Source organism: Microterricola pindariensis, assembly GCF_002936985.1.
Classification (GTDB): Bacteria; Actinomycetota; Actinomycetes; order Actinomycetales; family Microbacteriaceae; genus Microterricola; species Microterricola pindariensis.
In genome coordinates, this window is sequence record NZ_MPZN01000083.1 from 1 (window position 1) to 11,822 (window position 11,822).

Consider the following 11,822-nt stretch of genomic DNA (forward strand, 5'->3'; position numbering starts at 1 on the left):
ATCCTGATCGGGCTGCGGCTCGGCGAGCTCAGCGTGATGAGCGTGCTCGTGGCCATGTACCCGGCCGGGACGATCCTGCTCGCGGCGCTCGTGCTGCGCGAGCGCATCGCCCCCGTGCAGTGGGTGGGCCTGGCGCTGGCGCTGACCGCCGCCGGACTGCTCGCTCTCGCCTAGGCCGCCGCTCCCCCGCCGCCCGGCCGCGCGAAATCGCCCCGCGGACCCGCCGCAGGGAATGGCAGGATCCGCCGCACGGTGAAACGATGGAGAGGCCGGGCCCGCGCCTACGAGGCTGGGGCCCGACGGTTGAACGCTCGCACCACGACAAAGGAGAACCGAGCATGAAGGCTGCACGCTTCCACGCCCAGAAAGACATCCGCATCGAAGACATCCCCGAGCCGGAGCTGCGCCCCGGCGCCGTGGCCATCGACGTCGCCTGGTGCGGCATCTGCGGCACCGATCTGCACGAGTTCCTCGAGGGCCCGATCTTCATCTCGCCGGAGGGCCACCCTCACCCGCTCTCGCACGAGACCGCCCCGGTCACGCTCGGCCACGAGTTCTCCGGCACGGTGAGCGCGCTGGGCGACGGCGTCACCGACCTCACCGTCGGCGAATCCGTCGTCGTCGAGCCGTACTTCGTCTGCAACGAGTGCGCGCCGTGCCTGGCCGGCAACTACCACCTGTGCACCAAGATGGGCTTCATCGGGCTCGCCGGCGGCGGCGGCGGGCTCAGCGAGAAGGTGGTCGTCGATCGCCGCTGGGTGCACCCCGTCGGCGACATCCCGCTCGACCAGGCCGCCCTCATCGAACCGCTCTCCGTCGGCCACCACGCCGTCATGCGCAGCGGCGCCCAGGCCGGCGACATCGCACTGATCGGCGGCGCCGGGCCGATCGGGCTGCTGACCGCCGCCGTGCTCAAGGCCATCGGCGTGACCGTGATCATGTCCGAGCTGAGCGCCGCCCGCAAGCAGAAGGCGCTCGACACGGGTGTGGCCGCCTTCGTGGTCGACCCGAGCACGGAGGACCTGCAGGCGCGCGTGCTGGAGATCACCGACGGCATCGGCGTGGACGTCGCCTTCGAGTGCACCAGCGTCAACGTCGTGCTGAACCAGCTCTTCGACGCAGTCAAGCCCGCCGGCGTGATCGTCAACGTCTCCATCTGGGGCAAGCCGGCCAGCATCGACATGCAGAAGCTCGTGCTCAAGGAGATCGATCTGCGCGGGACGATCGCCTACGTGCGCGACCACCCGGCGACCATCGAGCTGGTGCAGCAGGGCAAGGTGAACCTCGAGCCGTTCATCACCGGTCGCATCGCGCTGGAGAACCTGATCGACGAGGGCTTCGACACCCTGATCAACCACAACGAGACCGCCGTCAAGATCATCGTCCACCCCTAGCGGCACCGCCGCCCGGCCGAGCCGCCCGTTGCGCGGGCTCGGCCGGAGCGCGGCCCGGCCCGGAACGCCTAGTCCTGGCGGAGCGAGAAGGCCGACGCCTCGGCGACGAGCTCCGGGCTCGGGCGCACGCCGGTGTAGAGCGCGAACTGCTCCTCGGCCTGGATCGCGATCACCTCGGCGCCCGTGATCACCGGCTTGCCCGCCGCCCGGGCGGCCCGGATGAGCGGCGTCTCGCTGGGCAGGGCGACGACGTCCCAGACCACGGATGCCGCGGCGATGGCCGCGTCCGAGAACGACTGTTCCTCCGCCCCCGGCCCGCCCGCCATGCCGAGCGGTGTGACGTTGACGATCAGCTCCGCGTGCGCGGCGGACTCGTCATCCGTCGCCCGCCAGCCGTAGTGGGCGGCCAGCGCCTGCCCGGCTGCGGCGTTGCGGGCGAGCACGGTGCCGGTCTGGAACCCGGCATCGCGCAGCGCCGCGACGACCGCCTTGGCCATGCCGCCGCTGCCGCGCACAAGCACGCTGCAGGGGGCGACGCCGTGCGCCTCGAGGAGGCGTTGGATCGCCAGGTAGTCGGTGTTGTAGGCGACCAAGCGGCCATCGGTGTTGACGATCGTGTTGATCGACTCGATCGCCGACGCCGAGGCATCCAGCTCGTCGACGAGCGGGATCACCGCCTCCTTGAACGGCATCGAGACGGCGCAGCCGCGGATGCCGAGTCCGCGCACACCGGCGATGGCGGCGGGCAGGTCGTCGGTGCTGAACGCCTTGTAGATGTAGTTCAGCCCGAGGGCGTCGTACAGGTAGTTGTGGAAGCGGGTGCCGATGTTGCTCGGTCGCCCGGAGAGCGAGATGCACAGCGTCATGTCTTTGTTGAGGATCGGCATCCCTGCACTCTAGGCGCTCGGCGCGGGCGCGCGGCACCGCCCCGGCACCGGATCACATGTCGGCGCCGAAGCGGCCGCGCGCCTCCACCGGGATGAGGGGCTTCTCTGCGCGCACCTTCAGCTCCTGCACCGCCCAGCTGTTGCCGTCGGGGTCGCTGAAGCCGAAGAAGGTGCCGCCGTCGCGGGGGTCGATGACCATGATCTCGCCGGCCTCCACCCCGCGCTCGACGAGCTCGGCCCTGGCCGCCTGGGCGTCCGAGACGACGAGCTGCAGCCCGCGCATCGAGCCGGGCGCCATCTCGTTCTGCGAGGGCAGGTTGCCGAACACGATCGAGCAGCCGGAGCCCTGCGGGGTCAGCTGCACGACGTGCATCTGCTCCGTCTGGGTGTTGTGGTCCAGGTGGAACCCGACCTTGTCGCGGTAGAACTCGATCGCGCGGTCGATGTCGCTGACCGGCAGGATGACGACTTCGAGTGTCCAATCCATGATGCTTCTCCTTGCGATTCGTGGGTGCGGTGTTGGTGGGGGCGGATGCCGCGGGCCGGCGCCCGCGGCATCCGCCCCGTGCTCCAGCTGTGGCAGCTGCGGCGGCTCAGCTACAGCGACGGCAGCAGAGCGTCGAGACGCTCGTAGCCCTCGCGCATGCCCATCTCCATGTCGCTGGCGATCATGCCGTCGCGCGCCTCCAGGTTGGGGTAGACGGAGTGGCCAGAGAGCCGGCTGCGCCCGCCGCCCAGGTCCTCGAAGCGGAGCGCCTCGATGCTGACGGTGTCTGGATAGCCCTCGTACTCGAACGTCTGGATGGCGAACTCGTTCGGGCGCACGACGTGGAAGACGCCGTTGAACGCGTACTCCTCGCCGTCCGGCCCGATGTGGATGTAGCGGTAGCCGCCGCCGGTGACGAAGTCGTAGCGCTCGATGCGCATCTCGTAGCCGTTCGGCCCGAGCCACTGCTTGATCAGGCCCGGCTCGGTGTGGGCGCGGAAGACGGCCTCGACGGGGGCGTCGAACTCACGCTCGAAATCGACGTACTGCACACCGGCCGGAGCGGTGACGGTGAGAGCGTTGGTGGTGGTGCTCATTGTTCTTTCTCCTCATGATTCGGTGGTGCTGGTCAGCGATCCAAGCAGGGAGTCGAGTCGGCGGAACTGTTGCTCGTGGATGAGGCGGTACCCGTCGATCCAGGCGGTGAGGGCTTCGAGTGCGGCCGCGTCCAGGTGAACCGGGCGGCGCTGGGCGTCACGGCTGCGCGTGACGAGCCCCGCGTGCTCGAGCACCTGAATGTGCTTGGACACGGCCTGCTTGCTGATGTCGAACGGCTCGGCGAGTTCGTTCACCGTGGCCGGCCCGCGGCTGAGCCTGGCGATGATCTCCCGCCGCACCGGGTCGGCCAGCGCCATGAAGGCCCGGTCGAGGCGCGCGTCGGCGGGGTTCTCATCGATCATGCTGACACCTGTGTGCTCACGTTGTTATTCAACCCTTTGCTTGATCAACTATTTAATTGACTACAAGCTACGCCGCACCGATCACCCTGTCAAGGGTGTGTGCCTGCCGGGTCAGGAGAGCAGCAGCGAGATGCCGAGCAACACCGGGATGCAGCCGATCGTGGTGACGAAGACGGTGTCGCGCGCCATGATCTCGGCCGTCTCGTAGCGCTGCGCGTAGTTGAACACGTTCTGCGCCGTGGGCAGCGCGGCCAGCACCACGACCGCGTACAGCGCCTCGCCGTCCAGGCCGAACGCGAAGGAGGCCAACAGCCAGGCGGTGGCCGGCATGACCAGGAGCTTGAGGGCGGATGCCAGCACGACGAGCGCACGCCCACTGCCCGGGCTGAGCATGCGCTGCCCCGCCAACGACAGGCCGAAGCTGATCAGCATCAGCGGAATCGCGGCCTCGCCGACGCGGGCGATGGGGTCGTGCACGATCGGGGGCAGGGTGATCCCGGCCAGCGAGACCAGCAGGCCGGAGAGGGATCCGACGATGATCGGGTTGCGCAGGGTGCGGCCGACGATGCGCGGCAGCGAGGTGGTGCCCGTGCTGCGCGCATCGAGGATCGCGAGCCCGACCGGCGCGAAGAACAGCAACTGCAGCAGCACGATGGGCGCCGCGTAGGCCGCACTGCCCAGCATGTACAGCGCCAGCGGGATGCCCACGTTGTTGGCGTTGACATAGCCGGAGCTGAGCGAGCCGATCACCGTCTCCGAGAGCGGTCGCCGCCAGACGAGCAGCGAGAGCGCGGCGAAGACGAGCATCATGAGCCCCGCGGCGAGCGCCGAGACGGGCAGCAGCGCGGAGAAGAGCGTGGCGACGTCCGCCCCGGAGAGCACGGAGAACAACAACAGCGGCGAGAGCACGTAGAACACGATCTTGCTCAGCACCGGGCGAGCGCCCGGACCGAGCACTCCGGTGCGGCCGACGAGGTAGCCGAGCAGGATCGGCAGTGCAATCACGGCGAAGCCGGTGGCGACGCCGCCGACGTCTGCATTCATGCGGTTCTGCTCCTCATTCGGGGTCGGCGGCCGACTCCGGGCCCCGAATAAAACCTACCGGTTCCGGTTCGGGTGCCGGCACGGCCGCTCCCGGCGCTGCCGCGGCGGCGCTCCGGGCACGCCGCTGCTGGGGCGGATGCCGGGGCCCGCGATCAGCGCAGCTCGGCCTCCCCGAGCGGCCCGCGCACCGTGGCAACCAGCGCCGGAACGGCACCGGGCACGAGGTCGAGCGGAACGCCGAGCGCGTCGAGCTGTGCGCGCAGCCGCTCCGGCGTCGGGTGCTCGCCGCGCAGCGCGACGAGCTCGAGCGTGGGAAGCTCGCTCAGCCCGGGGTGGGCGGTGCTGCCCCAGTCGATCAGGAAGGGCACGACCGGCGACACCCGGCTCGGCGGGGCCGTGTAGCTCCACGCGAGCACGCTGCCGTCGGGCTTCGTGCGCGACTGCGCGGCGACCACGCCGAGTGGCAGGCCGGCCTCGGTGCCGCGCGCCGCCAGCTCTGCGATGTCCTCGGGTGCTGCGGCATCCGCATGCACGGCATAGCTGCTGAGGGTCGGCGCCTGCAGAGTGTCGATGCCGAAGGTGGCGATTGCGGATGCCGGCTGCTCCCCCTCTGGGTCGGGGCCGATGATCTCGAGGTAGTGGGTGCCGCGGGCACCGGCGACGGTGAAGGCGATGAGGGCGTTCGCGGTGCCGAGAGCGTGTCGACCGCCCGGCGCGGCGGTGACGCCGGTGAGCCGGGCGACGTGCGCGACGGCGGCTCCGAGGTCGGGGCCAGCCAGCACGAGGTGGTCGAGTACTGCGGCGAGCGCGGCGGGCAGTGGCGCGGCGACGGCCTCGGGACGGGGCGCGGCGGCGTCGGCATCGGTGTCGGTCATGTCTGCCAATCTGGCACAGCCGGGGGCGCCACCGCGGCTCGGGCGACCAATTGCGTAGCGTTCCTGGCAGCCCACCCGGAGGCGCCGATCGCACAGCCCCTGTTGCGCGGGCGGTCAGGGTCGATACGCTGCGAGCATCATTCGATTCGGGGAGGATCACAGATGTCCGGAACCACCAGCACCCTTGACCAGAAGCTGCGCCTCGCGCACACAGCGAGCATCGCCGTCGTCGTTCTCGGCTTCGTCTTCATTGTGGTCGGCGTCATCGCCTGGATCGCGGTGAGCATGAAGCTCCGCGCGGAGGGGATCACGGTGAGCGACGACGCCGCGTTCCTCCAGGGGTGGCCGGTCGCCGGGCCGTTGACCGCGTATGCGCAGGCCGACATCATCAACACGCATGCCCTCGCCATCAGCGACGGGCAGACGTATGCGCAGCTGGCCCAGGACGACCCGCGGCGCGCCGTCGTGATGAACGCCTCGTTCCTGCGCGCGTCGCTGTTCACCTCGGTGATCTCCTTCGGCATCGCGCTGTTCGCGGTCGGCGTCGGCGTCGTCTCGGTTCTGCTCGGTTGGGTGGGCAGCACGCTGACGAAGGCGCGGGGCGTGGCGGCTGCCGCCTAGCGGCCCGGCACGGCTCCGGCTCGTCGAGATGACGGGCTTCGTCTCGTAGACCGCAGAACGGGACCGGCGGGCTACCAGGCCCGGCGGGAGCGACGGGTCTCGCGGCGGATCTGCCTGCGCAGCTCCTTGAGCCGTTTCTCGGCCGTGCCGCCCGCCTTGTCCTCGACCACGAGTTCCGGCCAGACCGCGTCGAGCTTCGCCTCGATCGCCGCCGAGATCTCGCTCCAGGCATCCGCCTGCGCCCGGGAGATGAAGTCGTCGAGATACTCGCGGTCCTCGCGCAGACGCCAGAGCCGCTCCGCGACGGCGGCGTGCATTTTCTCGCGGCGGCGCAGGTTCGCCACGTCGTCGGTGCGGTAGTCGTGGTGGTGCAGCGCCTTGCCCTCGCGGTTCGCCGCCGAGTCGCGCTCCTCCTCGGCGATCGACGCGGACTCGTCCTCCTGCTGCACCTCCTCATAGAGGGCGGTGCGGGCGGCGGCGCGGATCTGTTCCGTCCCGAAGTCATCCGGCTCGGTGAGCACGCCGACGATGATCTGGTTCTTCAGGGCCATGCGCGCGCCGAACTCGGCGAGCATCACGCCCTCCTCGACTTGCTCGGCGAGGCTGGCCGCCTCGCGCCGGGGCAGCGCCTCATCGTTGAACGGCGTGAAGTCCTTCCGCCTGCGCCGCGCCATCTCTGCCCTGCCGTCTTCGAGCCCGGTGTCGACCGCACATGCGGCCCTCTCCAGAGTATCGCCCAGCTCCGACCCCTTAGCATGATGGCCATGACTGAAACTTCTGCTCCCGCCGAGACCTTCGACCGCATCACCATGTTCGGTGCGACCTGGTGCAGCGACTGCCGCCGCTCGAAGTCGCTGCTCGACACCCTGGGCGTCGACTACGACTACGTCGACCTCGAGGTCGAGATCGAGGGCGCCGACCGCGCCAAGGCCATCAGCGGCCGCACGAACATCCCCGTGATCGTGTTCCCGGATGCCAGCCACATGGTGGAGCCCCGCGACTCCGAGCTGCACGCCAAGCTCACCGAGCTCGCCGCGATCTAGGCGCGATCTAGCCGCAGAGCAACACGGATACGCAGAAGGCCCGCTCCTCTCGGAGCGGGCCTTCTGTGCGTTGCAGTTCTGCCTACTGTGCGGGTGTCGAGGCCACGTCGAGGATCTCGATCACGAAGACGAGGGTCTGGCCGGCGAGCTCGTGCTCGCTGCTGCCCGCGACGCCGTAGCCGTACTCCGGCGGGATCGACACGACGAGCTTGGTGCCGACCTTCTGGCCGACCAGTGCGGCGCCGAAGCCCTTCACGACGCCGGTGGTGGCGAACGTGGCCGGCTGCTTGCCGTAGCTCTGGTCGAAGATCTCACCGGTGTCCCAGTTCGTGCCCTGGTAGTTCACGGTGACGGAGTCGCCGGCCTTGACGGTCGCGCCGTCGCCTTCTTCAATGACGTCGATGAGCAGCTCGGGGCGCGGTCCGCCCTCTGGCAGGGTGAGCACGGGCGGCTGGTCGCCGTTGAACTGAACCGTCGGCGGGTTCTCGGTCCAGGCGGCGGGGGTCAGCGGCGGAACGATGCTGAGCACGTCGGTGACGATGACGACGCTCTCGCCGCCGGCAATGCCGAGGCCCTCGCTGCCGGCATCCCCGAACAGCTCATCGGCCGGCACGGTGGTGACGACGCGGGAGCCGACCGGGACGCAGTCGATGCCGGCGATGAAGGCCGGGAAGATCTGCGGGTCGCCGGCGATGAACTCGGAGGTCTCCGAGATCGCGAGCTCGCCGGTGTTGCCACCGAAGACGTTGATGCGCAGCTCGACGGTCTGGCCGGGGGCGGTGACCTCGCCGTCGCCCTCCTCCACGATCGTGCGCTGCAGTTCCTTCGCGGTGAACGGGGTCTTGAACTCGGCGGTGACCTCGCTGCCGTGGTCGCCGGTGACCTTGACGGACTCGCTCTGCGAGCCCGAGGTGTACTCGCCACAGGCCTCGGTCGAGGACGAGGGGGAGGCGGTGGAGTTGCTCTCACCGGATGCACAACCGGTGAGGACGAGCGCGGAGGCGGCCAAGAGCGCCAGCGGCGCCAGGCGGCCGAGCGGTGAAGTCTTTTTCATGCTGATGAGGTTCTCGATTCGCGTCGGGAGCGGCTGCAGGGGATCGCCGCAGGGGCGGCCGCTCGGGGTATTCCACTCAAGGGCCTCGTCGAGTCTGCCACTTCGGCCTTGGGCTTGCCTGAAAGCTGGCCGCGCGGTTTCCGATTGGAATACCGGAACGGCCCCGACGGTTTGACCGAGTGATGACTACCGCAGCACACGCCCCCGCACCCGCCCTGCCCCGCCTCTCCGTGCTCGACCTGGTGCCCGTGCGCAGCGGGCAGAGCAGCGCACAGGCCGTGGCGGCATCCGTCTCCCTCGCCCAGACCGCCGACGAGCTCGGCTTCGAGCGCTACTGGCTGGCCGAGCACCACAACATGCCCGCCGTCGCCTCGACCACTCCCCCGGTGTTGATCGCCGCGATCGCGAGCCGCACGGAGCGGATCCGGGTCGGCTCCGGCGGCGTGATGCTGCCCAACCACGCCCCGCTCGTCGTGGCGGAGCAGTTCGCCGCGCTCGAGGCGATCGCGCCGGGCCGCATCGACTTGGGCCTCGGCCGCGCCCCCGGCAGCGACCCGGTGATCACCGCGCTGCTGAACCAGAGCGGCGCGACAAGCGAGGTGTCGCGGTTCCCCGAGAACATCGGCGAGATCCAGGCGCTGCTGCAGCCGGGCGGCGCCGCGTTCACACTCACCAGCGGGCAGGAGTACGTCGTGCACGCGACGCCTGCGGCATCCGCGGCCCCGACGATCTGGCTGCTCGGCTCCAGCGACTACTCGGCCAGGCTCGCCGCCCGGCTCGGCCTGCCCTACGTCTTCGCCAACCACTTCAGCGGCGAGGGGCTGGCGGCAGCGATGCGCCTCTACCGCACCGAGTACCAGCCGAGCGAGGCGCACCCGACGCCGCAGAGCTTCCTCACCATGAACGCCTCGGTGGCGCCGACGCTCGAGGAGGCGCGGGCCCGCGCCCTTCCGCAGTTGCGCATGATGGCCAGGCTGCGCTCCGGGCAGCGGCTCACCGCACTCGAGACGGTGGAGCAGGCCCAGGCCGCCGAGATCGAGGCCCCGGATGCCGCCCGCGCGGCGTTCATCGCGGCGGCAGAGTCGCGCTGGCTGATCGGCACGCCGGAGACCGCCCGGGCCGAGCTGGCGGCGTTCGCCGCCGAGCACGGCGTCGACGAGGTCATGGTGTCGGCCATCGGCGGCAGCTTCGCCGACGAGCCGCTGGACCGCACGCCGGGCCGCGAGCAGACGCTGCGACTGCTGGCTAGCTAGCCAGCGAGCCGCAACGCGTTTCGGCTGTTCTGTCAGCGGTCGGCGCTAGCTTGGACTCATGCGGATTCTGCACACCTCGGACTGGCACGTCGGGCGCACCTTCCATGGGCACTCCACCCTCGCGGCGCTCGATCACGTGCTGGCCGCGCTCGCGGTCGAGGTGCGGCAGCGCGACATCGACGTGGTCGTCGTCGCGGGCGATGTGTTCGACTCGGCGGTGCCGTCGCGGGACAGCTATGAACTGTTGACGCGTGCACTCGGCGCCATCCGCGCGGCGGGCGCCACCGTCATCCTCACCAGCGGCAATCATGACTCGGCGACCCGGCTCGGCTTCCAGTCCGAGTTCGCCTCCTTCGGCGGGGTGCACGTGATCGCCCGGCCGGAGCAGCACGACCGGCCGGTGACGCTGGCGGACGAGCACGGGCCGGTGCACTTCTACGGCATCCCCTATCTGGAGCCGGCGCTGGTGCGCGGCCGGTACCCGGAGGCCGAGCTGCGCACGCACGCGCAGACCCTCGGCTTCGCCATGGACCGGGTGCGCGCCGACCTGGCCGAGCGCGGCGGGCGCAGCGTCGCGATCTCGCACTGCTTCGCGGTGAACGTCGGCCCTGCCGACGACACCAGCGAGGTTCCCTTCGCCGACGACGTCGTGCGCGACATCACCGCCGGCGGCCTCGACCTGGTGCCGCTTCGCACCTTCGACGGGCCGGACTACGTCGCCCTCGGGCACATCCACGGCCGTTCGACGCTGAGCGAGCGGGCCCGCTACTCCGGCGCCCCGGTGCACTACTCGTTCAGCGAGGCGGGCAAGCAGCGCGGCGGCTGGCTGGTCGAGCTCGGCCCCGACGGGCTGGAGGCGGTGGAGTGGCTGCCGCTGCCCGTGCCGCGCGCGCTCAGCGTGCTCACCGGCACGCTGGAGGAGCTGCTGACGGATGCCGTGCACACCCCCGCCGAGGGCGACTGGGTGCGCGCGATACTCACCGACCAGTCCCGACCGCTGGACGCCATGCGCAAACTGCAGCAGCGCTACCGCTGGTGCGCAGACCTCAGCCACCGACCGAGCGTCGTCGCTGCGGCATCCGAGGCCAGCTACGCCGAGCGGGTCAAGGCCAAGAGCGACGCCGAGATCGTCGCCGGGTTCCTCGAGCATGTGCGGAACGGCGACGGCGCCAGCGACGCCGAACGGGAGATCCTGGCCGAGGTGATCGCCACGAACGAGGCGGCCCGGTCCGGCGAACTGGCCGGCGAGTTGGCCGGCGCATCGACGGGGGGCGCGGCATGAGGATCAACAAGCTGAGCGTGCAGGGCTTCGGGCCGTACAAGTCGCTGCAGCACGTCGACTTCGACGCTTTCGCCGACGACGGAATCTTCCTGATGGGCGGCAAGACGGGGGCCGGCAAGTCGAGCATCCTCGACGCGATCTGCTTCGCGCTGTACGACAGCGTGCCGCGCTACGACGGCACCAAGGCGCGTCTCCGCAGCGACCACGCCGGCCCGGAGGACCCGAGCCTCGTCACGCTCGAGTTCACGGCGGGCGACACCCGGTACCGGGTGGAGCGGGCGCCCGAGTTCGAGCGGGCTAAGAAGAGCGGCACCGGCACCACCAAGCAGAAGGCGACCGCGGAGCTGTTCGAGCTGCGCGGCACCGAGTGGCATGGCATCGAGGCGCAGCCGCGCGAGGTCGGCCCGCGGATCGCCGAGCTCGTCGGCCTGAACAAAGACCAGTTCTTGCAGGTGATCCTGCTGGCACAGAACCGCTTCCAGCAGTTCCTGCTGGCCAAGAGCGAGGCCCGCCAAGAGGTGCTGCGCTCGCTCTTCGGCACCCGACGGTTCCAGGACTACGAGGCCACGCTCACCGAGCGGCGCAAGCAGCTCGACGGCGAGCTTGGCGCGCGGCGGGCCGCACTCGAGCAGATGGTGGAGCAGGCGTCATCGGCGGCGCGAGCCCTGGGGGTCTCCGCTGAGGCCGCCGCGGTGCCCGAGTCTCACACGGCCGAGCAGCTCACCCCGTGGCTGGCGGCGTTGACGGATGCCGGCCAGCTGCTCGTCCGGCAGGCGATCGACGCGGCCGAGACGGCCGACGCCCAGTTCGCCGCCGCCGACGCCGCCCACGACGCCCGCGTCGCGCTGCGCACCGCGCAGCGGCGCCGGACCGCCGCGGAGGCGCGCCTGGCCGAGCTGCGCGCGGCAGCGGAGACGATCGAC

The 11,822-nt window shown here is 70.5% G+C and carries 15 protein-coding genes; 7 read left to right on the plus strand and 8 right to left on the minus strand.

Annotated features, from left to right (window positions below; genetic code table 11):
- Positions 1 to 12 precede the first annotated feature (12 nt).
- Together GY24_RS15695 and GY24_RS15700 are read left to right on the plus strand one after the other, a co-directional pair.
- On the plus strand, positions 13 to 174 hold the full coding sequence (locus GY24_RS15695; RefSeq protein ID WP_267892623.1) for an EamA family transporter: 162 nt from the start codon (positions 13 to 15) through the stop codon (positions 172 to 174).
- A gap of 164 nt (positions 175 to 338) precedes the next feature.
- Positions 339 to 1,394 carry a 2,3-butanediol dehydrogenase gene (locus GY24_RS15700; RefSeq protein WP_104477379.1) on the plus strand — a complete coding sequence of 352 codons (1,056 nt, stop codon included), beginning with the start codon at positions 339 to 341 and terminating at the stop codon, positions 1,392 to 1,394.
- Positions 1,395 to 1,462: 68 nt separating this feature from the next.
- On the opposite strand, the gene GY24_RS15705 is transcribed toward GY24_RS15700, so the two are convergent.
- From GY24_RS15705 to GY24_RS15730, 6 genes are all read right to left on the minus strand, one after another.
- Positions 1,463 to 2,281 (minus strand): shikimate 5-dehydrogenase, encoded by an 819-nt coding sequence (locus GY24_RS15705; protein ID WP_104477381.1) that lies wholly within the window; start codon positions 2,279 to 2,281, stop codon positions 1,463 to 1,465.
- A 52-nt stretch (positions 2,282 to 2,333) separates the two neighbouring features.
- Positions 2,334 to 2,768, minus strand: coding sequence for a VOC family protein (locus GY24_RS15710; protein WP_104477383.1), 435 nt, complete (start codon positions 2,766 to 2,768; stop codon positions 2,334 to 2,336).
- Between the two features lie 110 nt (positions 2,769 to 2,878).
- Positions 2,879 to 3,364, minus strand: coding sequence for an SRPBCC family protein (locus GY24_RS15715; protein WP_104477385.1), 486 nt, complete (start codon positions 3,362 to 3,364; stop codon positions 2,879 to 2,881).
- A 12-nt stretch (positions 3,365 to 3,376) separates the two neighbouring features.
- Positions 3,377 to 3,727 carry an ArsR/SmtB family transcription factor gene (locus GY24_RS15720; protein WP_083362880.1) on the minus strand — a complete coding sequence of 117 codons (351 nt, stop codon included), beginning with the start codon at positions 3,725 to 3,727 and terminating at the stop codon, positions 3,377 to 3,379.
- A gap of 111 nt (positions 3,728 to 3,838) precedes the next feature.
- Positions 3,839 to 4,771: an AEC family transporter gene (locus tag GY24_RS15725; RefSeq protein WP_104477387.1), complete on the minus strand. Its 933-nt coding sequence runs from the start codon at positions 4,769 to 4,771 to the stop codon at positions 3,839 to 3,841.
- A 152-nt stretch (positions 4,772 to 4,923) separates the two neighbouring features.
- Complete coding sequence (locus tag GY24_RS15730) at positions 4,924 to 5,646, minus strand: VOC family protein (RefSeq protein WP_104477388.1); 723 nt, start codon at positions 5,644 to 5,646, stop codon at positions 4,924 to 4,926.
- Positions 5,647 to 5,808: 162 nt separating this feature from the next.
- On the opposite strand from GY24_RS15730, the gene GY24_RS15735 reads away from it, so the two are divergent.
- The gene (locus GY24_RS15735) at positions 5,809 to 6,267 is read left to right on the plus strand and encodes an aromatic ring-opening dioxygenase LigA (RefSeq protein ID WP_104477390.1); all 459 of its coding nucleotides are present in this window, start codon (positions 5,809 to 5,811) and stop codon (positions 6,265 to 6,267) included.
- Positions 6,268 to 6,338: 71 nt separating this feature from the next.
- Here GY24_RS15735 and GY24_RS15740 read toward each other — a convergent pair whose 3' ends face one another.
- Positions 6,339 to 6,941 (minus strand): hypothetical protein, encoded by a 603-nt coding sequence (locus GY24_RS15740; protein WP_104477392.1) that lies wholly within the window; start codon positions 6,939 to 6,941, stop codon positions 6,339 to 6,341.
- Positions 6,942 to 7,031: 90 nt separating this feature from the next.
- Between GY24_RS15740 and GY24_RS15745 the strand changes: the two genes are divergently transcribed.
- On the plus strand, positions 7,032 to 7,310 hold the full coding sequence (locus GY24_RS15745; protein WP_104477394.1) for a glutaredoxin family protein: 279 nt from the start codon (positions 7,032 to 7,034) through the stop codon (positions 7,308 to 7,310).
- Positions 7,311 to 7,392: 82 nt separating this feature from the next.
- Here the strand turns inward: GY24_RS15745 and GY24_RS15750 are convergent, their stop codons facing one another.
- Complete coding sequence (locus GY24_RS15750; RefSeq protein WP_104477396.1) at positions 7,393 to 8,364, minus strand: FKBP-type peptidyl-prolyl cis-trans isomerase; 972 nt, start codon at positions 8,362 to 8,364, stop codon at positions 7,393 to 7,395.
- Between the two features lie 182 nt (positions 8,365 to 8,546).
- Between GY24_RS15750 and GY24_RS15755 the strand changes: the two genes are divergently transcribed.
- The 3 genes from GY24_RS15755 to GY24_RS15765 all read left to right on the plus strand — a co-directional run.
- Entirely contained in the window at positions 8,547 to 9,617 is a 1,071-nt protein-coding gene (locus GY24_RS15755) for an LLM class flavin-dependent oxidoreductase (protein WP_104477398.1), read from the plus strand.
- Between the two features lie 58 nt (positions 9,618 to 9,675).
- The gene (locus tag GY24_RS15760; protein WP_104477400.1) at positions 9,676 to 10,899 is read left to right on the plus strand and encodes an exonuclease SbcCD subunit D; all 1,224 of its coding nucleotides are present in this window, start codon (positions 9,676 to 9,678) and stop codon (positions 10,897 to 10,899) included.
- A partial coding sequence (locus tag GY24_RS15765; protein ID WP_145958846.1) for an AAA family ATPase occupies positions 10,896 to 11,822 on the plus strand: 927 nt, incomplete at its 3' end. The genes GY24_RS15760 and GY24_RS15765, both read left to right, overlap by 4 nt.

Bases quoted from the DNA above. Each gene is read 5' to 3' on its own strand.
- GY24_RS15700 (WP_104477379.1), top strand. From the start codon at position 339: ATGAAGGCTGCACGCTTCCACGCCCAGAAAGACATCCGCATCGAAGAC.
- GY24_RS15705 (WP_104477381.1), bottom strand. From the start codon at position 2,281: ATGCCGATCCTCAACAAAGACATGACGCTGTGCATCTCGCTCTCCGGG.
- GY24_RS15710 (WP_104477383.1), bottom strand. From the start codon at position 2,768: ATGGATTGGACACTCGAAGTCGTCATCCTGCCGGTCAGCGACATCGAC.
- GY24_RS15715 (WP_104477385.1), bottom strand. From the start codon at position 3,364: ATGAGCACCACCACCAACGCTCTCACCGTCACCGCTCCGGCCGGTGTG.
- GY24_RS15720 (WP_083362880.1), bottom strand. From the start codon at position 3,727: ATGATCGATGAGAACCCCGCCGACGCGCGCCTCGACCGGGCCTTCATG.
- GY24_RS15725 (WP_104477387.1), bottom strand. From the start codon at position 4,771: ATGAATGCAGACGTCGGCGGCGTCGCCACCGGCTTCGCCGTGATTGCA.
- GY24_RS15730 (WP_104477388.1), bottom strand. From the start codon at position 5,646: ATGACCGACACCGATGCCGACGCCGCCGCGCCCCGTCCCGAGGCCGTC.
- GY24_RS15735 (WP_104477390.1), top strand. From the start codon at position 5,809: ATGTCCGGAACCACCAGCACCCTTGACCAGAAGCTGCGCCTCGCGCAC.
- GY24_RS15740 (WP_104477392.1), bottom strand. From the start codon at position 6,941: ATGGCGCGGCGCAGGCGGAAGGACTTCACGCCGTTCAACGATGAGGCG.
- GY24_RS15745 (WP_104477394.1), top strand. From the start codon at position 7,032: ATGACTGAAACTTCTGCTCCCGCCGAGACCTTCGACCGCATCACCATG.
- GY24_RS15750 (WP_104477396.1), bottom strand. From the start codon at position 8,364: ATGAAAAAGACTTCACCGCTCGGCCGCCTGGCGCCGCTGGCGCTCTTG.
- GY24_RS15755 (WP_104477398.1), top strand. From the start codon at position 8,547: ATGACTACCGCAGCACACGCCCCCGCACCCGCCCTGCCCCGCCTCTCC.
- GY24_RS15760 (WP_104477400.1), top strand. From the start codon at position 9,676: ATGCGGATTCTGCACACCTCGGACTGGCACGTCGGGCGCACCTTCCAT.